General features: G+C 40.4%; 21 protein-coding genes. 12 read left to right on the forward strand and 9 right to left on the reverse strand.

Translation table 11 applies throughout. The features are described from left to right. The first annotated feature begins 63 nt into the window (after window positions 1-63). The 3 genes from glpK to ACH0AK_RS02185 are packed head-to-tail and all read left to right on the forward strand — an operon-like array spanning window position 64 to window position 4,118. Window positions 64-1,560 carry a glycerol kinase GlpK gene (gene glpK / locus ACH0AK_RS02175; RefSeq protein ID WP_023519042.1) on the forward strand — a complete coding sequence of 499 codons (1,497 nt, stop codon included), beginning with the start codon at window positions 64-66 and terminating at the stop codon, window positions 1,558-1,560. Between the two features lie 16 nt (window positions 1,561-1,576). Further along, complete coding sequence (glpO, locus tag ACH0AK_RS02180) at window positions 1,577-3,400, forward strand: type 1 glycerol-3-phosphate oxidase (protein ID WP_010736419.1); 1,824 nt, start codon at window positions 1,577-1,579, stop codon at window positions 3,398-3,400. 1 nt (window position 3,401) lies between these two features. Next, window positions 3,402-4,118 carry an MIP/aquaporin family protein gene (locus ACH0AK_RS02185; RefSeq protein WP_010736418.1) on the forward strand — a complete coding sequence of 239 codons (717 nt, stop codon included), beginning with the start codon at window positions 3,402-3,404 and terminating at the stop codon, window positions 4,116-4,118. Window positions 4,119-4,230: 112 nt separating this feature from the next. Here ACH0AK_RS02185 and fucO read toward each other — a convergent pair whose 3' ends face one another. The 6 genes from fucO to ACH0AK_RS02215 all read right to left on the reverse strand — a co-directional run bounded on the left by fucO (window position 4,231) and on the right by ACH0AK_RS02215 (window position 11,184). Beyond that, window positions 4,231-5,382 carry a lactaldehyde reductase gene (fucO, locus tag ACH0AK_RS02190; protein ID WP_023519044.1) on the reverse strand — a complete coding sequence of 384 codons (1,152 nt, stop codon included), beginning with the start codon at window positions 5,380-5,382 and terminating at the stop codon, window positions 4,231-4,233. 5 nt (window positions 5,383-5,387) lie between these two features. Further along, entirely contained in the window at window positions 5,388-6,029 is a 642-nt protein-coding gene (locus ACH0AK_RS02195; protein ID WP_062805746.1) for a sugar O-acetyltransferase, read from the reverse strand. A 17-nt stretch (window positions 6,030-6,046) separates the two neighbouring features. Further along, window positions 6,047-6,871, reverse strand: coding sequence for a rhamnulose-1-phosphate aldolase (rhaD, locus tag ACH0AK_RS02200; protein WP_023519046.1), 825 nt, complete (start codon window positions 6,869-6,871; stop codon window positions 6,047-6,049). A gap of 373 nt (window positions 6,872-7,244) precedes the next feature. Continuing rightward, entirely contained in the window at window positions 7,245-8,501 is a 1,257-nt protein-coding gene (rhaA, locus tag ACH0AK_RS02205; RefSeq protein WP_226077177.1) for an L-rhamnose isomerase, read from the reverse strand. 15 nt (window positions 8,502-8,516) lie between these two features. Further along, window positions 8,517-9,965, reverse strand: a complete 1,449-nt coding sequence (gene rhaB, locus ACH0AK_RS02210) for a rhamnulokinase (protein ID WP_137071971.1) — start codon at window positions 9,963-9,965, stop codon at window positions 8,517-8,519. 40 nt (window positions 9,966-10,005) lie between these two features. Continuing rightward, window positions 10,006-11,184, reverse strand: a complete 1,179-nt coding sequence (locus tag ACH0AK_RS02215) for an MFS transporter (protein WP_023519049.1) — start codon at window positions 11,182-11,184, stop codon at window positions 10,006-10,008. Window positions 11,185-11,306: 122 nt separating this feature from the next. On the opposite strand from ACH0AK_RS02215, the gene ACH0AK_RS02220 reads away from it, so the two are divergent. After that, the gene (locus ACH0AK_RS02220) at window positions 11,307-11,876 is read left to right on the forward strand and encodes a cupin domain-containing protein (protein ID WP_226077174.1); all 570 of its coding nucleotides are present in this window, start codon (window positions 11,307-11,309) and stop codon (window positions 11,874-11,876) included. A gap of 11 nt (window positions 11,877-11,887) precedes the next feature. Continuing rightward, the gene (locus ACH0AK_RS02225) at window positions 11,888-12,286 is read left to right on the forward strand and encodes a helix-turn-helix domain-containing protein (protein ID WP_226077172.1); all 399 of its coding nucleotides are present in this window, start codon (window positions 11,888-11,890) and stop codon (window positions 12,284-12,286) included. Between the two features lie 213 nt (window positions 12,287-12,499). On the opposite strand, the gene ACH0AK_RS02230 is transcribed toward ACH0AK_RS02225, so the two are convergent. Next, complete coding sequence (locus ACH0AK_RS02230) at window positions 12,500-12,877, reverse strand: DUF1093 domain-containing protein (protein ID WP_023519051.1); 378 nt, start codon at window positions 12,875-12,877, stop codon at window positions 12,500-12,502. A 414-nt stretch (window positions 12,878-13,291) separates the two neighbouring features. Between ACH0AK_RS02230 and ACH0AK_RS02235 the strand changes: the two genes are divergently transcribed. From ACH0AK_RS02235 to ACH0AK_RS02245, 3 genes are all read left to right on the forward strand, one after another. Further along, complete coding sequence (locus tag ACH0AK_RS02235; protein WP_142432918.1) at window positions 13,292-15,208, forward strand: endonuclease MutS2; 1,917 nt, start codon at window positions 13,292-13,294, stop codon at window positions 15,206-15,208. 123 nt (window positions 15,209-15,331) lie between these two features. Next, window positions 15,332-15,883 carry a CDP-alcohol phosphatidyltransferase family protein gene (locus tag ACH0AK_RS02240; RefSeq protein ID WP_010736407.1) on the forward strand — a complete coding sequence of 184 codons (552 nt, stop codon included), beginning with the start codon at window positions 15,332-15,334 and terminating at the stop codon, window positions 15,881-15,883. A 373-nt stretch (window positions 15,884-16,256) separates the two neighbouring features. Beyond that, complete coding sequence (locus ACH0AK_RS02245) at window positions 16,257-16,628, forward strand: DUF7006 family protein (RefSeq protein WP_347082005.1); 372 nt, start codon at window positions 16,257-16,259, stop codon at window positions 16,626-16,628. 266 nt (window positions 16,629-16,894) lie between these two features. Here the strand turns inward: ACH0AK_RS02245 and ACH0AK_RS02250 are convergent, their stop codons facing one another. Continuing rightward, complete coding sequence (locus tag ACH0AK_RS02250) at window positions 16,895-17,842, reverse strand: LacI family DNA-binding transcriptional regulator (RefSeq protein WP_041684367.1); 948 nt, start codon at window positions 17,840-17,842, stop codon at window positions 16,895-16,897. Window positions 17,843-17,915: 73 nt separating this feature from the next. On the opposite strand from ACH0AK_RS02250, the gene ACH0AK_RS02255 reads away from it, so the two are divergent. Then, on the forward strand, window positions 17,916-18,731 hold the full coding sequence (locus tag ACH0AK_RS02255) for a Cof-type HAD-IIB family hydrolase (protein WP_023519054.1): 816 nt from the start codon (window positions 17,916-17,918) through the stop codon (window positions 18,729-18,731). Between the two features lie 166 nt (window positions 18,732-18,897). Here the strand turns inward: ACH0AK_RS02255 and ACH0AK_RS02260 are convergent, their stop codons facing one another. Continuing rightward, window positions 18,898-19,158, reverse strand: coding sequence for a metal-sensitive transcriptional regulator (locus ACH0AK_RS02260; protein WP_010736403.1), 261 nt, complete (start codon window positions 19,156-19,158; stop codon window positions 18,898-18,900). Window positions 19,159-19,329: 171 nt separating this feature from the next. Here ACH0AK_RS02260 and ACH0AK_RS02265 point away from each other — a divergent pair, with 171 nt between their 5' ends. From ACH0AK_RS02265 to ACH0AK_RS02275, 3 genes are all read left to right on the forward strand, one after another. Then, window positions 19,330-19,641, forward strand: a complete 312-nt coding sequence (locus tag ACH0AK_RS02265; protein WP_010736402.1) for a rhodanese-like domain-containing protein — start codon at window positions 19,330-19,332, stop codon at window positions 19,639-19,641. 3 nt (window positions 19,642-19,644) lie between these two features. Further along, window positions 19,645-21,300: an FAD-dependent oxidoreductase gene (locus tag ACH0AK_RS02270; protein WP_023519055.1), complete on the forward strand. Its 1,656-nt coding sequence runs from the start codon at window positions 19,645-19,647 to the stop codon at window positions 21,298-21,300. A 238-nt stretch (window positions 21,301-21,538) separates the two neighbouring features. Further along, window positions 21,539-22,321, forward strand: coding sequence for an LPXTG family cell surface protein Fms3 (locus ACH0AK_RS02275; protein WP_023519056.1), 783 nt, complete (start codon window positions 21,539-21,541; stop codon window positions 22,319-22,321). The last annotated feature ends 270 nt before the right edge of the window (window positions 22,322-22,591 follow it).

A 22,591-nucleotide genomic window follows, 5' to 3' on the forward strand; every position in this document is an offset into this window, starting at 1 on the left:
CCTTAAATAGGTGTACCATAAAAGTAGTTAAAGAAAGCGTTTGCAAAAATGGAGGAGATCATAATGACAGAATCAACGTATATCATGGCGATTGACCAAGGGACAACAAGCTCACGAGCGATTATCTTTGATAAAAAAGGAAGACACATCGGTAGTTCGCAAAAGGAATTCACACAATATTTTCCCCGGGAAAGCTGGGTAGAACATGATGCGAATGAAATCTGGAACTCCGTACAATCAGTTATCGCAGGTGCGTTTATTGAATCTGGTATCAAGCCAACACAAATCGCCGGTATTGGTATCACGAATCAACGTGAAACAACAGTGATTTGGGAAAAAGATACAGGACGTCCGATTTATCATGCTGTAGTTTGGCAATCGCGTCAATCAGCTGGTATTGCTAACAAATTAAAAGAAGACGGACACCAAGAGTTTTTCCATGAAAAAACTGGTTTAGTCATTGATGCGTATTTCTCTGCTACTAAGATTCGCTGGATCTTAGACCATGTAGAAGGTGCACAAGAGCGAGCAGAAAAAGGCGAGTTGATGTTTGGAACGATCGATTCTTGGCTTGTTTGGAAATTGACAGATGGGCAAGCACATGTAACCGATTACTCGAATGCGAGTCGTACAATGTTGTTCAATATCCATGAATTGGATTGGGATCAAGAAATCTTAGATCTACTGAATATTCCACGAGTGATGTTACCGAAAGTAACCTCAAATTCAGAGATTTACGGTTATACACAAGGGTACCACTTCTATGGTAGTGAAGCACCGATTTCTGGGATGGCAGGAGACCAACAAGCGGCCTTATTCGGTCAAATGGCTTTTGAGCCAGGAATGGTCAAAAATACGTATGGTACAGGTTCATTTATTGTGATGAACACAGGTGAAAAACCACAATTATCTAAAAACAATCTGTTGACGACGATTGGTTACGGAATAAATGGAAAGGTTTACTATGCGCTAGAAGGGAGTATCTTCGTTGCCGGTTCTTCCATCCAATGGTTGCGTGACGGTCTGCAAATGCTACAAAAAGCGAGTGATTCAGAAGATGCAGCGAAGCGTTCAACTAGTGATGACGAAGTTTACGTTGTACCTGCTTTTGTTGGACTTGGCGCTCCTTACTGGGATCAAGCAGCACGTGGTTCTATGTTTGGTCTTACTCGAGGAACAACGAAAGAGGATATCATCAAGGCGACATTACAATCCATTGCCTACCAAGTTCGAGATATCATCGATACGATGCAAGATGATACCGGCATCCAGATTCCTGTGTTAAAAGTTGATGGAGGTGCAGCCAATAATGAATACTTGATGCAGTTCCAAACAGATATCTTGAATGTACCGATCCAACGTGCCGGTAACTTGGAGACCACTGCATTAGGTGCTGCCTTTCTTGCAGGATTAGCCGTTGGTTACTGGAAAGATACGGATGAAATTCGTGAGTTTTATGAAGCTGGTAAAATCTTCGAGGCGGAAATGCCAGAAGAGCGTAGAGAAAAACTTTACACTGGTTGGAAAAAAGCAGTGAAAGCAACTCAAGCATTTGAGTAAAGGGAGGGAACACAAGATGTTTTCAAAAAAAACAAGACAAGATAACATTGACCACATGAAACAAGAAGAATTAGATCTTTTGATTATTGGGGGCGGAATCACTGGTGCAGGTGTAGCAATCCAAGCAGCTGCTTCAGGTATTAAAACCGGTTTGATCGAAATGCAGGATTTTGCAGAAGGAACTTCTTCACGCTCAACCAAGTTAGTTCATGGGGGGATTCGTTACCTAAAAACGTTTGACGTTGAAGTGGTCGCAGATACAGTAGGCGAACGTGCAGTGGTACAACAAGTGGCACCGCATATCCCTAAACCAGATCCGATGTTGTTGCCGATTTATGAAGGAGAAGGCGCAACGACATTCAATATGTTTTCTGTAAAAGTAGCGATGGATCTTTATGATAAATTAGCAAAAGTAACTGGAACGAAGTATGAAAACTATACGTTGACACCTGAAGAAGTTCTTGAACGTGAGCCGTTTCTTAAAAAAGATGGCTTAACAGGTGCCGGTGTTTACTTGGATTTCCGGAATAATGATTCCCGTTTAGTGATCGATAATATCAAAAAAGCGGCAGAAGACGGAGCATATCTGGTCAGCAAAATGAAAGCTACCGGTTTTATCTATGAAGGTGACCAGATCATCGGAGTCAAAGCGCGTGATTTGTTAAGTGATGAAGTCATTGAGATCCGAGCAAAAGTAGTGATCAACACAAGTGGACCATGGGTGGACAAGATCCGTAACCTGAACTTCAAGCGTGCGATCTCACCAAAAATGCGTCCGACAAAAGGCGTCCATTTAGTAGTAGACGCGAAGAAACTGCCTGTGCCACAGCCTACTTATTTCGATACAGGAAAACAAGATGGTCGGATGGTCTTTGCGATTCCTCGTGAAAACAAAACGTATTTTGGGACAACAGATACCGATTACCAAGGCGATTTTACAGACCCTCAAGTAACACAGGAAGATGTGGATTACTTACTAGACGTGATCAATCATCGTTATCCAGAAGCAAATATCACTTTGGCTGATATCGAATCAAGTTGGGCAGGATTACGTCCGTTATTGATCGGCAATGCTGGTTCTGACTACAACGGTGGTGATAACGGTTCGATCTCTGATAAAAGTTTCCGTAAAGTCGTTGATACGGTGACGGATTACAAAGAAAGCAAGGTATCACGAGTAGAAGTCGAAGATGTGTTGAATCATTTAGAAAGTAGTCGTGATGAAAAAGCACCATCCACTGTTTCTCGCGGTAGTTCATTAGAACGTGAACCAGATGGACTAGTTACTTTATCTGGTGGTAAAATCACCGATTATCGCAAAATGGCAGAAGGCGCGATGAAATTGATCCGTCAACTGTTACAAGAAGAGTATGGTGTAACTGTAAAAGAGATTGATTCCAAGACTTATTCGATCTCAGGCGGCGATTTTGATCCGACGAAACAAGAAGAAATGGTCGAAGAATATACAAAAATCGGTGTGGAAGCAGGTCTTGATGAAAAAGATGCTGCATATATCGCAGATTTCTATGGAACAAATGCGAAACACATCTTTGAATTAGCAAAAGAAATGAATCCTTATCCAGGATTGACTTTGGCAGAATCTGCGCGTCTGCGTTACGGATTAGAAAACGAAATGGTCTTAGTTCCAGGTGACTATTTGATTCGCCGTACCAACCATCTACTTTTTGAAAGAGATCAGTTAGATGCCATCAAACAACCGATCATTGATGCGATTGCTGCATACTTTGAATGGACAGACGAAGAAAAAGAACGTGAAACACAACATTTAGAGCAACTGATCGCTGAGTCAGACTTACGTGACCTGAAAGGAGAAAAATAAAATGAATGCAGACATGACCCAAATCATGGGGGAATTTATTGGAACGATGATTTTGATCCTTTTAGGGGACGGCGTATGTGCAGCAGTGAATTTAAACAAAAGTAAAGCGCAAGCCTCCGGTTGGATCGTCATTGCATTTGGTTGGGCAATGGCTGTTACGATGGCAGTATTTATTTCAGGATTCATGGGACCCGCTCATTTAAATCCTGCGGTGACACTTGGGATGGCAATGACAGGGGCAATCGGTTGGAATTTGGTTTTCCCATTCATCATCGCGCAATTACTAGGTGCAATCGTCGGTGCGGTACTTGTTTGGTTATCTTATTTGCCACATTGGTCAGCAACAAAGGATCAAGGGGCAATCTTAGGAACCTTTGCGACTGGACCAGCCATCCGCAACTATCCTGCTAACTTTATTACAGAGTTGATCGGTACGTTCGTTTTAGTCTTAGGACTATTGGCATTTGGCCAAACAGAATTTGCGGGTGGAACAAATGTCTTTGCTGTTGGAGGATTGATTTTAGCTATCGGGTTATCACTAGGTGGTTCAACAGGATATGCGATCAATCCAGCTCGTGATCTAGGTCCACGTATCGCTCATGCGATTTTACCAATCGCTAATAAAGGTGGTTCTGACTGGGGTTATTCATGGGTACCGATTGCAGGACCAATGGTTGGTGCAATCGTCGCAGTAGGTATGTACACGTTGATGGTTTAATGAAATAAATTTTCTATATTAAAATAAATGGTTCTCTTGGTCGTTATTCACAAACCAAGAGAACCATTTTTAATTGATCAGTCAAGTCGTAACAACAAGAGAGTCGATAAACTTACATCAAGCTTTGATAGATGTCAATGATCTCTGACACGTTCGTTTCTCTTGGATTTCCTGGGGTACAGACATCATTGAACGCATCTTCAGCAATTTTTGCAATATCCGCTTCTTTGACACCTAGTTCGGAGATCGTCGCAGGGATGCCAACTTTCTTCGATAAAGCGTCAATCGCTTCACAAGCGGCATCACGAATATCTTGGATGGAACGAGATTCTGCGTCTTTAATGTTCAGTGCCTTCGCGATTTCTCGATATTTATTGCCTGTAAACTCTTTATTGTATTTCATGACCGTTGGTAATAAGGCAGCGCAAGCGACACCGTGGGGGATGTCATACCATGCGGATAATGGATGAGCCATTCCATGCACAAGACCTAAACCAACATTTGAAAAACCCATTCCTGCAAGGTACTGTCCTAAAGCCATATCTTCTCGACCTTTTGGATCACCATTCACGGAATCGGCTAAACTACGACCGATAATCTCAATGGCTTTGAGATGGAACATATCACTCATTTCCCATGAACCTTTCGTGATCAATCCCTCGATAGCATGAGTCATCGCATCCATCCCAGTTGCCGCACACAAGGCTTTCGGCATGCCCATCATCAAATCACTGTCAACAAAGGCAACGATTGGAATATCATGAGGATCAACACATACAAATTTACGAGAACGCTCTTTGTCAGTGATCACATAGTTGATCGTGACTTCAGCGGCCGTACCAGAAGTCGTCGGAACAGCTAAGATCGGCAAGCTTGGATGTTTTGTATCTGCCACACCTTCTAGACTACGGACATCAGAAAACTCTGGATTCGTTACGATGATTCCAATGGCTTTGGCTGTGTCGATCGGCGAACCTCCGCCAATTGCCAGGATCACATCCGCTTTTGCTTCTTGAACGAAAGTCACGCCCTCTTTGACATTCTCGATCGTTGGATTAGGTACGATACCGTCGTAGATTTCATAAGCAATCTCTGCCTCATCTAATAAGGTGGTGACTTTTGCTACGACACCGATTTTATGCAGCTCTTTATCGGTGATCACAACTGCTTTTTTGAAATTTCTTGCATGAAATTCCGTTGGGATAGCTGCAATAGCCCCTTTTCCATGATAGGATGTTTCATTTAAAATCATTCGATTTGCCATTTGATTTACTCTCCTTTAGGTAGGTCGGTTTCAGAAATTATATATTCTGATGGATAACGCAGTTTTTTGAAATAATAGGTGCGATCCTTTTTATTGAATGTTCGCACCACATGACAAGGATTTCCTACTGCTAAAGAATTAGCTGGGATATCCTTCGTGACGACACTTCCAGCTCCAATCACTACATGATCACCGATTGTCACCCCGGGCAGTATGGATGTATTTGCACCGATCCAGACGTTGTCGCCGATCGTAACAGGCGCCCCAAATTCTGCTTGGTACTCTTGACGTAAAACAGGATCTAAGGCATGGCCGGCTGTGTAGATCCCCACATTTGGAGCAAGTAAGACATCCTTACCAATCGTGATCGGAGCAACATCAAGTAACGTGCAATTATTATTGGCTAAAAAGTTTTCTCCAACGGTGATGTTGATTCCATAGTCGCAATGAAAGGGTTGTTCAACAAAGAGTTTGTCCCCAGTTTGCTTGAACATTTTTTTGATCAATTGCTGACGCTCAGATAATTTTCGAGGATGGATATGATTGAATTCATAAAGGAGATCTCTCGTGACCAAACGAAGCTGCAATAATTCTTCATCTTGACGATAGACCTCACCAGCAATCATTTTTTCGACATTGGATTTCATTTTGCACCTCACGATTGTTAATCGTTCAAATAGCCAGCACGTGGGACAACCCTAAACGCATCAGCCAGTAATTTCAAATTGTCATCTTCTAACGTTTGTTTGATTCCACCTTGGGCCATGACGATCGTATAGACTTGGGCAGCTTTTTCAGCTGTTTCGATCAAACCAAATGTTTCATCCATATCTTTTCCAGAACCATAGATTCCATGTTGTGGCCAAACGACTAAACGGGTTTCTTTCATTTTTGCGGCAGTTGCTTCGCCGATTTCATTCGAACCGGGAACTAACCATGGAATGACCGAGATACCTTCTGGAAAGACAACTAAGCACTCTGTACACATTTGCCATAATGTACGAGTCAATTCGCGTTCAGAAAGTGGATGGCTAAAAGTCATGGCTAACAAGTGTGTTGCGTGACAATGCATGACGATGCGGTTATCTGGATCGACACTTAATCGAGCGATATGGCTCATGAAATGACTTGGTAACTCAGAAGTCGGAACAGCATCAGGGCTTAATCCCCATAAAATGTCGATCGCATGACCATCTCCGGTCACACGGATCAATCCAAGATTTTCTTCTGGCTCTGCCTGTACATTTTTAAAATATTTTCCAGACCCTGTCACTAAGAAATACCTTCCGGCTAATTGTTGGGCATCAAATGGCAACGGCAGTGTTCGTAAAACTTTCGTAGGGTCGATAAAAGGTAAGACTTGTGCTTCTTCTAATAAGTAGGTGATATTCCCACCATTACGTTCATCCCATCCTAGGCGGTACATATTGGTTGTTGCTTGAATCATCTCTTGTACAAATGGAGCAGTGAGCATCGCTGATTTTTTCACGAGTGAGACCTCTTTTCTTTTTCTGATGAATAGAAAGAACATGTAGTATGTGGTTATTTTGTAAATCAACAGAAAGAACCTCAAAATCAGTTAGACGGATTCTCGAAGGCTTCTGTTGATAGGTGAAGGGCTTTTTTTACAACTTGATAGATAGTGTTCATGAAGCAACACTTCGGTCATAAGCCAGAAAAATCAAAAATGAACCAGCCATTTTCGATTTTCTATTTTACTGCTCAGGTCAGAGCGCTTCTTTCACAACCTGTGATAAACGGTGTTCGAAAGCCAGCTCCTTCAATATTAAGTCAAAAATCGAAAAAATATGAGGAACTATTTTCTCGATTTCCGTCTTAATACTCGGAGCTAAACGGCTTTCTCACAACCTCTTACTTTGTACGTCTTTTTCGTATTGTAGGACTTCTTGGTACCAGTCCATGCCTACTGGGACGTTGTTCATTTCACAGAAGTAATTCCAAACGTCGGCGTATGGGAAGTCTTTTAATTCTTCAGTGAAGGCTAAGCGTTTGGTGAAGTCGAAGTTTAGTTCGGCTTGTTTTAATTCTTCGATTGGTTCAAGCATGGCTTTTAACAATGCCTTTTGCGTATTTCTTGTGCCGATTGCCCATGCGGCGATCCGGTTGATGGTTGCGTCAAAGAAATCGAGTCCGATCGCTGTTTTTTCAAGTAAATGATTGCGGACTAATTCTTTGCCGATTTCTTGTAATTCATCATCCATGATCACAACATGGTCTGAATCCCAACGCACAGGACGAGAGACGTGGAGCATGATCCCTTTTGAGAATAAGGCTAAAGACGAAAGTTTATTGGAGATGACTTCAGTTGGATGGAAGTGTCCTGCGTCTAGGCAGATCAATTTGTTACGTGTCAATCCATAGCCCATATAAAATTCGTGTGAACCTACTGTGTAAGCTTCGGCACCAAGTCCAAATAGTTTGGATTCTACGGCATCTTGTGTATATTCTTCGTTGAGTTCTTCTGAGAAAATCTCATCTAAAGATTCCATCAACCGTTGGCGTGGAGATAGGCGGTCGATTGGATTGTCTTTCATTCCATCAGGCATCCAAAAATTATCGATACATGTTTGTCCGATTTCTTTTCCCATATACTCGGCGATTTTACGAGCGCGTTTCCCATGTTCGATCCAGTAATCCCGTACTTCTTTGTCTGGATGAGCAAGTGTCAAGCCATCTTTCATCATTGGGTGAGAGAAGAAGGTTGGATTGAAATCAAGACCGATGCCTTGTTCTTTTGCCCATGCGACCCATTTCTCGAAATGTTTTGGTTCGATCTCATTTAAATCGACCGGTTCGTCTGTATCTAGATACATGGCATGTAAATTCAATTTATGATTCCCAGGAATCAATGAGAAAGCTTTTTCTAAATCTTGGCGTAATTGGTCCGGCGTATGTGCGGCTCCAGGATAGTTTCCTGTAGCCATGATGCCACCTGTTAATTCTCCATCTGGTGTCAAGAAACCTTTGACATCATCGCCTTGCCAACAGTGCATCGAAATCTTCACTTCTGCGAGTTTCTGCAAGACCTCCTCAGTATCGACACCGATACTCGCATATTTTGCTTTGGCTTCTTCATAACGTTCTTTGACATTCATCATATTGAATCTCTCCTTTTATATTAAAAATTCTTTATATCTAGCAAGTGCTTGTGTCATTTCCTCGGTATGTCGAGGGTGAAAAGTGGCTAATGAAACAGAATCTCTGATCGCTTCACGCGCCAGTTGCAACGTACCGTAGCCGTTCGTTGCAATCATTTGGACCATTAGATTGCCAATAGCGGTCGCTTCATCTGGTCCTGCTTCGACTTCGATATTGCAAATATCGGCTGTCAGCTGATTAAGGAAGGTATTATTTGAACCCCCACCGACGATGTGTAAATGATGAAATTCTATTCCGGTGATCCGTGCTAAGTTCTCTAGTTCGACAGCGTAGCATAGAGCTAAATTGTCATAGATACAGCGAGCCAGCTGACCAGGGGTTTGAGGGATAGATTGGTTTGTTTCTTTACAATAATCTTGTAATTCTTGAATCATATTTTGGGGATTCAAGAAACGTGGGTCGTTGACATTGATCAATTGTTGGAAAGGCGCTTCCTGTTCTGCCAGTTCTGCCAATTCAGCAAAACTATAGGCACCATCTTGCAAACGAGCAACTTCTTGGATCAACCACATACCCATGATATTTTTTAAGAAGCGAATGGTTCCTTGCACACCCCATTCATTTGTAAAGTTAGCTTCAAATGCTTCTTTTGTTGAAATGCCTTCAGGAATCTCTACACCCATCAACGACCAAGTGCCTGAACTGATGTATGCCCAATCTTTGCCAGTCGCGGGTGTGCCGACAACTGCTGAAGCAGTGTCGTGAGAAGCAATCGTGATAAAGGTCGCTTTTGGCAGATCATATGTCGGAAATTGGGCAGTTTGTAATTCGCCTAGAATCTGTCCAGGCTCGGTGATTCGTGGGAAAAGCGAAGCGTCGATGCCTAGAACAGCTAAAATATCTGAGTCCCATTTCCGAGTTTCTAAGTTCAGAAGCTGCATAGTAGACGCATTAGTCTTTTCGGTGACTGCTTCTCCAGTGAAGAGGTAACCGAGTAGATCAGGCATCAATAACAAACGATGGGCATTTATTAACGTTTCTTTTTCTTCAACAAGTAATTGAAACACCGTGTTGAATGGTTGCATTTGGATACCTGTTTTTTGGTAAAGTTCATCTAGTGGCATGTTTTGTTCAAATTGTGGGATGGCTTCTTTCGTTCGCTCATCACGATAGCTCGTCGGGGCGTCGATCAAATGACCATCAACATCAAGCAAGCCATAATCGACACCCCAAGTATCGATGCCGACATAACATTCTGCGATACCTTGTTGCTTGGCTTTTTCCAAACCTTTTAAGATTTCAGTGACTAGATGTGTGAGCGGCCACTTTGCGACACCATCGATTTTTTCAAATCCATTTTTGAAGCGATGGACTTCCTGTAAGTCAAAACGGCCTAATTCATTAAGATTGGCATGGATCAAACGACCACTTGAAGCGCCAATATCGATAGCAAGATAATTCATCAAAATTCCTCCAATTTGTTTTTACTTGAGTCAATGAAAACTAGACTTCATTTGGGAGTGGCTTCTTTTTAAAAGTAAGGAGAAGAAAAAGAATACCTAAAACGGTCATCAAAATGCAGCCATTGATAAAAATATTTTGTAAAGCATCAGAACCGATACCGAATCTTTCTAAAAGTCGATGTCCATAGGGTGAAACAAAGTTACCGATATTTGCTAGAACGAGAATAAAGGAAGTGGTGCTTGCTTTTGCTACTTGCGGAACTGAACGAGTAGCATCATTGAAGATGTAGGGAACGAACAGAGCAAAGGCGATACCGTTCAGTGCAGCCCCAACACCGATCATAAATAAATGATTGGCTGTCAAGATGAGGAATAAGCTTGCTGCCATGATGAAAAAAGAAATAGGCAACGTCCATCGTTTCAATCCTTTGTAAATCAACCCGAATAAGAAACCAGCAACCATGTTAGCAATCTGCATAAAAGAAAGAAGCGTTCCGGCATCTGATTCTGTTCCTAGATTTTCAGTCACGATGAAGGTCGAAAGCTTAACGACAACGATCATGTAGAAAATACAGAGAAAGAAGATCAAAATGCCATACATGAGAGTAGTCGGACGGAGTGTTCCTTTTTGTGCTGTTTCTTTTTTAAAGGTGGAGTTTTGTTTTTTCTTTGGCGGTTCAGGGACGAAAGCCATAAATAAGAAAATGATCGGAATGGTGATCAAGTAAACTAAGAATGCTTTTTGCCAGCCAAAAGTGAGGAGACGTCCGGCAGTGAAGGTCATGACTGCAGCTCCTAAACCTTGAAAGGCGGATTGGAAGCCAATCAAGGTGGCAGCTTCTTCGCCTTCAAAAAATTCGCTGATCATACTGACTGCCAACGAGTTGAAGAGACCAAAGCCCGCACCTAATGCTGCGCGGGAGATCATCAATAAATAGAAGTTGGCAGTGAAGACAGGTAACACGCCAGCAACTCCAGCAAGCAACAACCCAAGTAAGACAGTTTGTTTCTGTCCGATGGCTTTGGCAATCAAACTACTCAAAGCAATAAAAATCACAACAGTTAGTTGAGGAATGGTCATCAGTAGTTCGACGGATGAAGCCGATTGATCATTGAAGTAGCCTAACATCATCGGTAAAGCGGATGCGATAGCAGTATTTGACGTTAAAACTAAGGAAATGGATAACAGCGACAGTTTCATCAACCAAGTCTTTCTCATAGCTTGTTCCTCCAGATGAAGATGTATTTGTTGCACTCATCATATCTTGTAACCCTTTTCACAACAATGTCAGTATGTTACTATATTGGTGTCAAATTTACATATCAAGGGGGAGTAAAACGATGAATCCGTTTGTACAAAAGATCTTTCTGCCGTATACACCCGAAGAGTTAGAACAGCGAAAGACGGGGCAATGGATCAAGGAATTTGAAGGAGAAAACTTAGACGAACAAGACCAGCAATTCAAATTAGACGATCACCATCTTTTTCAAGAAAATAATATTTTGATTCGCCAACATCGACGCTTCGCTCATTATCCACTACATTCCCACCATTTTTTAGAATTCAATTATATGTATTGCGGTACTTCAGAACAGATCGTCAACGGTCTGCCAATCACTTTGAAAGAAGGACAATTATTACTTTTAGATACAAATAGTCGCCATGAACTGATGCCTTTGGGTGAACATGATATTTTGCTGAATTTCTTATTCAAAACGAATGATATCAATATCAATCTTCTGAAAAAAATCGATCATCGCAGTGGGGGATTGACCTATAATTTTTTAATGAACGCCATTTTAGAACCTGGCTATAATGAGACCCATCTTTTGTTAAACTTATCAAAACAACCAGAGATCCAAGTCACCTTGGATCAAATGATCCTCGAATATTTTTCAAAAAACATCTAGGAAATGAAATCATGAATGCTTTTTCACAAGTGTTATTTTTACAGCTTTCTAGAGTCTATCACTCCCAATTAGCAAAAATATACAAAAAAGATGGACAAAGCAACTTAATGATCAAAATTCTGCAACGGATCGAAAGTGACTATCGAACATTGAACCTAAAAACATTGGCAGATGAGTTAGGGTATAATCCAAATTATCTGTCTAATTTGATCAAACAACAGACTGGGAAATCCTTCAAACAATTGATTACGAACCAACGCTTACATGAAGCACAGGATCTAATTTTAGCTACCCGCTTCTCGATTGAGGAGATTGCGGCCAATGTAGGTTTTTCCAATAAGACACATTTTTACAAAAAATATCGAGAATATTTTGGGGATACGCCAATCGCCATTCGCAAACAACGTTGAGGACGTGGGCGATACATAAAAAAAACAACTGCGAAGGGAGTGAGACATTAGTTCTCCCCCCACCTATAACCGAATAAACGGCGGGAACAGAAGTAACCTCTTCGAAAAATAAGGCGCCATCCACAAAAATTTGAAAAACAATTTTCGTGGATGGCGCCTTATTTCTCGAGGCTGAACACTTCTGTCCCGACCTCAGATCGCAGTTGTTTTTTGTTAATTTAAAGCAGTTAGAACATTATTTGGTACTTGATTTTCATTGATCGTCGTTGGCCCAGAGGTTACTCGTTTTTGGCTGACCTCTGCTTTGACATAACTATTAGGTTCTAACGGTGTTGGATTTTCTGAAGCAATCGTATAAGGCAATTTGATTGTTTTGCCATCCTTAGTAACAAAGGATAATTCATAGTCATACGCTTTCCAATCCCACATTTTTTCGCCGCTATCATTTCGTGCATCTTTCAAAGGTGGAACCTTTTCCGGTACTTTTGCGTAGGCAACTTGGCTATTGTAGGTCTGATCATAATATTGATAACCTTTGTAGCCACCAAACAATAACAATAAGAGAGCAATTGCTCCAATCAATTTTTTCATCATATCCATCCTTTTATGTTTCTTGATATATCCAATTATCGCCGATTGATACAGTGTTTGAAAATCGAAAAACGTGACAATTTTGAAATATTATTAAAATAATACCATTCAGACTCGTTCAGTATCTGTTTGACATTCTGGCAACCGCTTGCTATAGTAAAAAAGAAAAATAAATAAAACCTAGATGAACGAGGTATTTTGATGAGTGTAGTAGGTATCTAATCGAGTAAGTTGAATAACCAATAAAGCAGTAGGCTTATTTGGTGTGCTTATAGATGGTACCTGTCTGAAACATTTCTTGTAATCAAATCAAGGGGAGGACATGTCTTATTTTAGCTGTGTCCTGCCCTTTTATTCTATTTTAGGTCTTTATTTATTTTGGGGACAGGTATCTCTTCAAGAAAAGGAGAGAATATGAATCATACAATCAAACAATTACAATTTGAACAAATCAGAAAAGAAGTGATTGCCCGAGCAATCGGAGATCACACGAAAGAACGTCTGGCAGAAATGTCAATCCCGACAAATCTTCAGACCGTAGAAACAAGACAAACAGAAACGAAAGAAGCCCGTACGATTTTAGAAAGTAGCCAGCACGTGCCCTTTATGGGGCTAACACGAATTGTGGCATTAACTGACCAAGTGAAAAAAGGCTTGATCTTAACCCCCGCTGAATTGATTGAATACGCTGATTTTTTGAGAAGCAGTCGAATGATCACTCGCTTCTTTGAAAAAAACCAATATCAAACGCCATTACTGTATGCGTACAGTAAAAATCTACCGGATCTTCAAGCGGTGGAGGACTTAGTTTATGAACAAATCAAGAACCAACAAGTCGCAGATGAAGCATCAAAAAATCTACGTAAAGTACGAAAACAAATCCAAACGGTAGAAAAAGAAATCCAAGATCGTTTGCTAAAATTCTTGCGTCATCCTGGGAATAAAGAAATGATCCAAGAAGCGATGATCGTTCAAAAAGGGGAACACGCAACGATCCCTATCAAAGCGAGTTATAAAAATAAAGTAGCCGGAACGATCATTGAACAGTCGAATAAAGGTACGACGGTATTCATCGAACCAACAGCAGTCGCTAAAGCAAGCGCACAACATCAATTATTGAAAGCAGAGGAAATTGCTGAAGAATATCAGATTCTAGCAAGTTTGACTGGGGCATTAGCTGAAAATGAACAGGCAATCGATCAAATCATCGAAACGGTCACCGTTTTCGATATTATTTTCGCACGTGGGAAATACAGTAGAGAGATCAATGGCATCACACCTATCATCAATAAATCAGAACGCATCCATCTGAAACAAGCGAGACATCCACTGTTATCAGAAAAAGCTGTGCCCTTAGATTTTGATTTGGGTGCAGAATATCGTGGATTAGTGATCACAGGTGCAAATGCTGGTGGGAAAACAGTTGTTTTGAAAACAGTCGGATTGCTGACGTTGATGGCAATGTTTGGTCTGCAAGTACCAGCAAAAGATGGGACAGAGCTTGCCGTATTCGACGAAGTTTTTGTCGATGTCGGCGATCAACAAGATTTAGCGAATGCATTGAGTACTTTTTCTGGGCATATGCAAAATATCGCACAGATTTTGAATAAAGTGGGTAGAAATACCCTAGTTTTACTTGATGAGATCGGTAGTGGAACAGAACCAACGGAAGGGGCAGCTTTAGCAATCGCCATCATGTCTGCAATGTATGAGAAAGGTGCGCTGATGGTTGCAACGACCCATTACGGCGAAATCAAAGAGTTTGCGGAACGACATGAAGATTTTGTGCCGGCAGCAATGGCTTTTGACCGAGAAGCCTTACAACCAAAGTATCAATTACAGGTAGGAAAAACAGGGGAAAGCCAAGCATTGTGGATCGCTAAAAAAATGCAAATGTCAGAGGACTTGATCCAACAAGCTCAGCAGTATCTTTCTACGAAAGACTATTCAAGTGAAAAACGCTTATTCAAACAACAAGTGAAGACGCAAGAAGTCAAGAACGAAGAAAAGGATTTATTTTCAAAAGGGGATCGGGTATATGCCACCCAATACAAAAAAGAAGCATTAGTCTTTGAAGACACTGGCGAAGAGACGATCGTGATTTTTGTCGATAACCAAAAAGAAACGGTCCTTCGACAGCGTGTCCTTTTAAAAATGAGAGCAGAAGAACTTTATCCTGTAGGCTATGAGATCGATCAGCTATTTACAGATTTTAAAACGAGAAAATGGGAACGAGATATCGAACGAGGTTCAAAAAAAGCCCACAAAAAATTATTAAAAGAAACCCGTCAGCGTCAGGCTGCACGAAATGGAAACTCCGAAAAAACATAATAACAGATTCACAATGGCATACGAAGGATTGGAAGAGCTCGCAATAAAAAACCGACAATTAATTGGTTCCACGTGGAAAGTACGGTAAAATAGATGAAATGACATTTTGGGAGTTGTTAAGTAATGAATGGAGCATCTGATTGGCGAAAAGAAATTCGCACGATTCCGAATCTACTATCGATTATAAGAATTCTTTTATTGCCTTTTTATTTGTATTTTATGAGTAAGCAAGCTTTCTATCTGGCTGGATCGATCATCCTCTTTTCAGGAGTCACAGACTTTTTAGATGGATATATCGCCCGAAGATTCAATCAGATCACAGAACTTGGAAAAGTTCTTGATCCAATCGGTGATAAGTTGACCCAATTGGTCTTAATCATCTCCATGGCATGGGAACGTCCGTATATCTGGCTCGTTTTAGCTTTATTTATTGTGAAAGAAGCATTTATGCTGATTGCTGGGATCGTTGCTTTGCGTAAACAGGTCAAATTAGATGGAGCAAAGTGGTATGGTAAATGGGCGACAGCTGTGATTTATGTAGGGATGATCCTGTTATTGCTTTTCCCAACGATTCCTGAAGGATGGGTCATGGTGATATTTGCAATCATTACCTACAGTTTGGCTCAGTCCTTTGTTTTATATGCTTTGGAGTATCGTAAACTACTGAAGCGCTAGGTAGTTTGGTGTATCTTATTGTTGTAACAGCGAATGAGAAGAGTACCGTTGCAATTTAAGTGAAGAATTTATCGAAAATCAATCGAAGTCAAAACTGGCTGAGATTGATTTTTTTTAGTTTAAGATAAAAAAAATCAACTGAATGCAAAAAAATAGCTGGTAATATGCCGAAGCATAGACGTAGCAATGATTCAAGAGTAAATATTTCAAGGAGTTAGGCAATATGTGAAGTTGAAATTACACAGAGAAGACTATATGATTTTATTATAATCTATTCGAGAAACAGGTAGTTCACAAAAAATAAGATCGATTCAATCAGTCATATGTACATATTTTAGGTTTTACTATCAATCATCAGAAGGAGAGGTAATTTATGAATTTATCGAATATTCAATCTAGTGAAGAATACTTAAAACATTATAGAGAATTTATGGAAAACTGTTTTTCCATCAACTATCCACTTTTAGCTTCTTTTTACAAAGAACTTCATCATCGTTTTTTAGAGGTCGTCTCTCAAAAGGACGGACCTGTGTTTGAACAATTACAAGAGCTGTTGGGGATCGATGCACAGCTACAGATACTTTACGAAATGGCGGAATGTATCGAATCGTTGGAATTAGAAATGAATGAAGAGAAAATCATTGAAATGATCAAGAGAGATAGCTTTTCTTTTTATAGAGAACGGATAGGGTTAACGAAGAAAGATCCTATTCCGCGCGGATTGATCTATCTGAGTGAAAAATAGCCAGTCAATCTTACAGCTATTTCTCTATCAAGGGAAAAGATTCGACATAGTTTTTAATACACATAATCAGCGACTGTTTGTTTAGTAGAACATCTCTTTTGTCCTATTCTTGTGATAATTATCATGTATTCTAGTATGGATTGGATTTTAATATACAGAAAAGCTGTGACCTAAGTGTTCAGCCCTGAGAAATAAGCGTGAAACCCAGAAAATTCCTCTTGGAATTTTTGAGGTCTCACGCTTATTTCTGAAGGAGCTACTTCACATTATCGCCAAATAATTACTGGATCTTCTGCTTCCACGATCCTGTCACTCTGGGATAAGAGAAAATCTACTGCGGAGGCGCCGATTTTTTTAGGGGAGAAATCAATAGTTGAAAAGGCTAATATCTCACTATATGGTAGATTTCCTTCACCTATGACAGTGAAATCTTTTTTATGAATGAATCCTGCCTGTTTCATTCCTGAAATTACACCGGCTGCTGTATCATCGCCATTGACATAGATTACCTCTGGAATAGAGGCGAGAGTTGTGATCTCTATTGCGAACGCATAGCCATCTGCATAGGTTTCGATACCAGTGAAATAGTTTTTTCCTTCAATCGCTTTTCCAAAATACATTTCATAAGCAGTCAATTTGTTTTTTGTGGTCTGGCTTTGTGAGGCACTGCGTTTAGTAGTAAAGATGACCCTGGAAATACCACGGGTATGCAGGGTAAGAAACAATTGATCATACACTTTTTTTCGATCTGGATAAATCATGGCAAGGTCGTCATTGTCCATCTTTTCAGTTGAGACGATTTTTCCTTTGAAGCGAAGAGGTTCAAGTAGTTCATCAATTTTTGTTCGTGACGTCAGAATAAGACCGTCGATCATTTTTTGCTCTAGTAATGTGTAATAGTGACTCTCCGTCTCCTTTTCATAATAAGTAGGAAGTAATAATACTTGATACCCTTTACTTTTTGCCTGATACAAGATACTGTCCACCAACTGATTATAACAAGAACTGTTGTTAGGCAAGGTAACACCTAAAGTATAGGTTTCTCCTTTACTCAATTTTACAGCATTGCCGTTCACCACATAGTTCGTCTCTTCAATAACGGATTGGACTTTTTTTCGTAAATCATCGGATACGTAACGGTCATTATTTATCACTCTGGAAACGGTAGATTTGGATACTCCTGACATTTTTGCGATCTCTCGAATCGTAACGATGGGATTTTCCTCCTTTTCTCTTGACTTGGGACGCGTCCCAGTAGGTATACTTTTTCTGAAAGGTGGTAATGGAATGACAATCAAAATGATCGCTGTAGATATGGATGGTACATTTTTGAATGATCAAAAGAAATACAATGAAGAACGCTTTAAGAAACTTTTTGACTTACTACAGGAAAAAGAAATAAAGTTTGTTGTAGCAAGTGGAAATCAATATTTCCAGTTGCGTTCATTCTTCCCTGATCTTTATAAAAGTATAGCATTCGTAGCAGAAAATGGGGCAAATATTTTAATTGGTGAAGACCATGTGTACAATGCAGAATTACGTCCTGAAAAAATCGTTCAGACATTAGATGTATTGGAAGAGTTAGCGCCCATGAACTTGATCTTATGTGGGAAACAGAGTGCCTATCTCTCTAATACGGTTTCTAAGGAATTGTTTGAACGTGCAAGTTTTTACTACCCGAAGCTTGAAAAGGTAGAAGACCTGTATACGTTAGCTAAGGGAGAAGAAACGATTTTCAAGTTTGCTTTATCCTTCAATGAGCAAGAAGTGGCAGAAAAACTAACTGCCTTAAAGCATTCTTTAGGAGAGGGATTGATACCGGTCTCTAGTGGTCATGGAGATATCGATTTGATCATCCCTGGTGTCCACAAACTAAACGGGTTACGCTTGTTAGGCAAAAAATGGGGAATCAACGAGGATGAGATTGCTACGTTTGGCGATAGCGGGAATGACTTTGAAATGATCCAACAGATCAAGCACAGTTTTGCTATGGAAAATGGACAGCCCAAGATCAAAGAAGCAGCTACGACGATTATCGGATCAAATAATACAGAGGCTGTACTCGATACGATCCAAGCAATTGTAGAAGGGAAATATACGTAACTTAGTGGTGGCAAATTACCGAAACATTGAGCTATAAGAAATAAGGCATCATCCACGAAAATTGTTTTTCAAATTTTTGTGGATGATGCCTTATTTTTCAAAGAGGTTCCATTTGTTTCCGCCGTTTATTCGGTTTTAAGTAGTGTGAGATAGAAACTTGCTGCGTTTATTTTTTGATGATCATATTGATGGCTTGTTCCATTTTTTTTGCTTGTTCCTCCACACTGTTTTCTGGATGCTCCAAGCAGTTTTTTAAATTTTCGGCAACGATCATCCCCATGACACGATCAATACTCGAACGAACAGCGCTTAATTGTGTAATGATATCCATGCACTCTTTTTCCTCGTCAATCATTTTTTGGATACCACGAATTTGTCCTTCTGTACGTCTCAAGCGATTTAGAATTGTTTTGTTGTCAATAGTCATCATAGAACCTCCCACTCTTTTTTTGCAAATAATACCCTATATAGGTATTATTTGCAAATGAAAACTGCAACTTTTTGAAATTAAAAGTTTTAATGGTTGACATAATCACATTTATCGTGTTGAATATACCCCGGTAGGTATATTTTTCTAAAAAAAGAGGAGAGAATGAAAATGGGATTATTTCAACTTAGTCAATCAATAACAGTAAAGGATTTGCAAGATAAATTAAAAGAAAACATCCAATTGATCGATGTTAGAACACCGTCTGAATACCGAGGTGGGCATATTAAGCAAGCGGAAAATATTCCTTTACACCGTATTAGTACGTATAATGGGGATAAACAAGCACCAGTATACGTTATTTGTCAGTCAGGAATGCGTAGTAAGCAAGCGACGAAAGAATTAAAAAATCTTGGTTATCAGGCAATCAATATTCGTGGCGGGATGAATCAATGGTTTGGGGAAAAGATTGGAGGAAGATAAAAAATGAAATTTGTGATAATTGGCGGTGTTGCTGGAGGGATGTCTGCGGCCACTCGTTTAAGACGACTGCAAGAAGATGCAGAAATCGTTGTTTTTGAAAAAGGGCCCAATGTTTCTTTTGCTAATTGTGGCCTTCCTTACTATCTTTCTGGTGAAATCGATGAAAGAGAAAAGCTCTTGATCCAAACACCTGAAAGTTTAGCTGCACGCTTTCGTCTGGACGTTCGAGTGAAGCATGAAGTCACAGCGATTTTTCCAGAAACAAAAGAAGTGGAAGTTTCTCATGGAGAGGAATCCCGCAAAGAAACGTATGATGCCCTTTTGCTTTCTCCAGGAGCTAAACCCTTTATACCTGAGATCACAGGCTTGTCTGAGGCAAAAAATGTATTTACTGTGAGAAATGTTCCAGATGTTGATGCTATCATGGAAAAATTAGAGGAACAACCTCGTAAAGTGGTAGTTATTGGCGCCGGTTTTATTGGGATCGAAGTAGCAGAAAATCTAAAAAAGCGTGGATTGGATGTAACGATCGTCGAACGGACTCCGCAAGTCGTACCGACGTTGGATGAAGAGATGGCTTCTTTTGTACAAAAAGAATTAGAAAATAATGATGTTCAAGTTTTAACAAATTGTGCTGTTACTAGTTTTGAAGAACAAGGAAACATGCTTCGTCTAGAAAATGGCGAAATGTTAGAGTCAGATTTGACGATTCTTTCGGTGGGAGTCCAACCAGATAGTCGCTTAGCTGAGATGGCAGGTTTAACGTTGGGATTACGTGGCGGTATCGTTGTGGATGAGCATTATCAAACAAGTGATTCGGCAATCTTTGCAGTAGGAGATGCGATTGTCGTGAAACATCAAATCACGAAGGAACCTGCATTGATTTCTTTAGCTTCGCCTGCGAATCGACAAGGACGACAAGCTGCTGATAACATGGCTGGGCGGCCACGCCTGAATCAAGGCAGCCTTGGAACGGCTATTGTTCGAGCATTTGGTCAGACAGCTGCCTCCACAGGTATCACTGAACGACAAGCAAAAAAAGCAGGTTTATCTTTTCAAGTCCTCCATGCTTCAGGTAAAGATCATGCTGGCTATTACCCTGGTGCAACGGACTTGTTGTTGAAATTGATCTTCCATCCGGAAACTGGGGAAATCTATGGAGCTCAAGGAATCGGTCAAAAAGGGATAGATAAACGAATCGATATTCTTGCGACAGCCATTAAAGGGCATTTGACAGTCTTCGACCTGCCAGAGTTAGAACTGACTTATGCACCGCCTTTTGGTTCAGCGAAAGATCCAGTAAATATGCTAGGCTATATTGCGATGAATGTCATCGAAGGATTGAGTGAGATGATACAGTGGCATGAATTGCCAGAAGAATTAGCACATGGGAAACAATTGCTTGATGTTCGGAATAAAGAAGAGTGGCAGAATGGTTATTTCCCAGAGGCCATTCATATTCCTTTATCTGAATTACGTCAACGATTGGACGAATTGGATAAAGAGCAAGAATATATCGTCAGTTGTCATAGTGGATTACGTAGCTACTTAGCAGAAAGAATCTTGAAACAAGCGGGATTCACTGTGAAAAATTTAGATGGCGCTTTTTCTCTGTACCAAGCCGTCAGACCAGATGAATTATGCTATCCTCAAGGGTAGAACTTGAGGGTGTGACCGACGAGCTTTGTAAGGGAAGTAGTAAGCTTGGATGATCGTTTTTCTATTTTTAGAACTTGGCGCTTTTTTAGGCTATTTTTTTGAAGGATAGGAGCTGACGAATGACAAAACTCCAACCTTTCATCGATACAACTAGACAGAATACGTCAATTGTTTATAGGCGATTCCTCAGTTTTTTTCTATAATGAACAACTAGTGAAAATGAAAGGGGATGGCAGAGATGCACAAAATGAAAAAAGTACTTTTTGCTGCACTGATCGCCAGCAGTTTCTTTCTTTGTCAGACAGTCAGGGCAGATTCAAGTCAGCCACCATCAGAAACCAGTGAGTCACAGATCCAGGAGAGTCAGGAGCCACTAGACTCGTCACATACACCTCCTAACGAAGCTGATCCATCAGATTCGACTCGCTGGGAGAAGTTGGAGCAACAACGTAAAGAATTGGAAGATACGTTGGAACAAGCGAAACAACAACTTATCGAAAAACAAAAGGAAATCGATCAAACAGTGAACGATTTAGCAAATCAAGCAGTGAGTGATCGCGATGAGTTAGCTGAGAAAATAGCTGAAGAGCGAGAAAAAGCCGAATTAGCAAAACAAAAAATAGCATCTGCGACCCAACGGACAACCGAAGTACAAACGGAATTGCAAGATTTAGCAACGTCTACGGTTGCGTCAGTGGATCAGACACAAGCGGATATTCAAGCAGCTCGTACGGAAATCCATGAAAAAGCAGCAGAAGCTCAAGCGGCAATGGCCGATTTCGAAGCAAGAAAAGCGGATTTGTCTGCCAGTATCGAAAGAATCAAGGCGACCTTACATTCCGCCGGAAAACGGTCGGTAGAAGCGGGGACAGTTACTAAAACAGAAACAAAAGTAGTGGAAGAACAACCCGCGAAGACATTACCAAAAACGGACGATCGCCGGTCAATTTATTTGTCAGTGATTGGTAGCTTGTGCTTGCTGGTTGTTTTTGTCGGTGCTGTGTATCAAAAAAGAGTTTGAGTGTGATATCTCAAACTCTTTTTTTGTTGTTTGAAAATAACGGATTGATTATTGGTATATATTTATTTTGAAAAATAAATGGTCGGATAATAGATTTTTCCGTTCGTTTTCGTTGCTTTTACTGGTTTTTTAAATGTATTCAATCAATGCTTCCTATTTTTTTGGATAAATGGTATACTCGTTTTATTGTTTTTAGATATTTTCTAGAAAATTTACAAAAATAACGATAAACGCTCTTTCACGAGCGGAGAGAAAATAGGAGTGGAAAGA

The organism is Enterococcus pernyi (assembly GCF_045371165.1).
Taxonomy (GTDB): Bacteria; Bacillota; Bacilli; order Lactobacillales; family Enterococcaceae; genus Enterococcus_B; species Enterococcus_B pernyi.

Coding starts and splice junctions, on each gene's coding strand:
- glpK (WP_023519042.1), top strand. CDS start 64: ATGACAGAATCAACGTATATCATGGCGATTGACCAAGGGACAACAAGC.
- glpO (WP_010736419.1), top strand. CDS start 1,577: ATGTTTTCAAAAAAAACAAGACAAGATAACATTGACCACATGAAACAA.
- ACH0AK_RS02185 (WP_010736418.1), top strand. CDS start 3,402: ATGAATGCAGACATGACCCAAATCATGGGGGAATTTATTGGAACGATG.
- fucO (WP_023519044.1), bottom strand. CDS start 5,382: ATGGCAAATCGAATGATTTTAAATGAAACATCCTATCATGGAAAAGGG.
- ACH0AK_RS02195 (WP_062805746.1), bottom strand. CDS start 6,029: ATGAAATCCAATGTCGAAAAAATGATTGCTGGTGAGGTCTATCGTCAA.
- rhaA (WP_226077177.1), bottom strand. CDS start 8,501: ATGATGAATGTCAAAGAACGTTATGAAGAAGCCAAAGCAAAATATGCG.
- rhaB (WP_137071971.1), bottom strand. CDS start 9,965: ATGAATTATCTTGCTATCGATATTGGCGCTTCAAGTGGTCGTTTGATC.
- ACH0AK_RS02215 (WP_023519049.1), bottom strand. CDS start 11,184: ATGAGAAAGACTTGGTTGATGAAACTGTCGCTGTTATCCATTTCCTTA.
- ACH0AK_RS02220 (WP_226077174.1), top strand. CDS start 11,307: ATGAATCCGTTTGTACAAAAGATCTTTCTGCCGTATACACCCGAAGAG.
- ACH0AK_RS02225 (WP_226077172.1), top strand. CDS start 11,888: ATGAATGCTTTTTCACAAGTGTTATTTTTACAGCTTTCTAGAGTCTAT.
- ACH0AK_RS02230 (WP_023519051.1), bottom strand. CDS start 12,877: ATGAAAAAATTGATTGGAGCAATTGCTCTCTTATTGTTATTGTTTGGT.
- ACH0AK_RS02235 (WP_142432918.1), top strand. CDS start 13,292: ATGAATCATACAATCAAACAATTACAATTTGAACAAATCAGAAAAGAA.
- ACH0AK_RS02240 (WP_010736407.1), top strand. CDS start 15,332: ATGAATGGAGCATCTGATTGGCGAAAAGAAATTCGCACGATTCCGAAT.
- ACH0AK_RS02245 (WP_347082005.1), top strand. CDS start 16,257: ATGAATTTATCGAATATTCAATCTAGTGAAGAATACTTAAAACATTAT.
- ACH0AK_RS02255 (WP_023519054.1), top strand. CDS start 17,916: ATGACAATCAAAATGATCGCTGTAGATATGGATGGTACATTTTTGAAT.
- ACH0AK_RS02260 (WP_010736403.1), bottom strand. CDS start 19,158: ATGACTATTGACAACAAAACAATTCTAAATCGCTTGAGACGTACAGAA.
- ACH0AK_RS02265 (WP_010736402.1), top strand. CDS start 19,330: ATGGGATTATTTCAACTTAGTCAATCAATAACAGTAAAGGATTTGCAA.
- ACH0AK_RS02270 (WP_023519055.1), top strand. CDS start 19,645: ATGAAATTTGTGATAATTGGCGGTGTTGCTGGAGGGATGTCTGCGGCC.
- ACH0AK_RS02275 (WP_023519056.1), top strand. CDS start 21,539: ATGCACAAAATGAAAAAAGTACTTTTTGCTGCACTGATCGCCAGCAGT.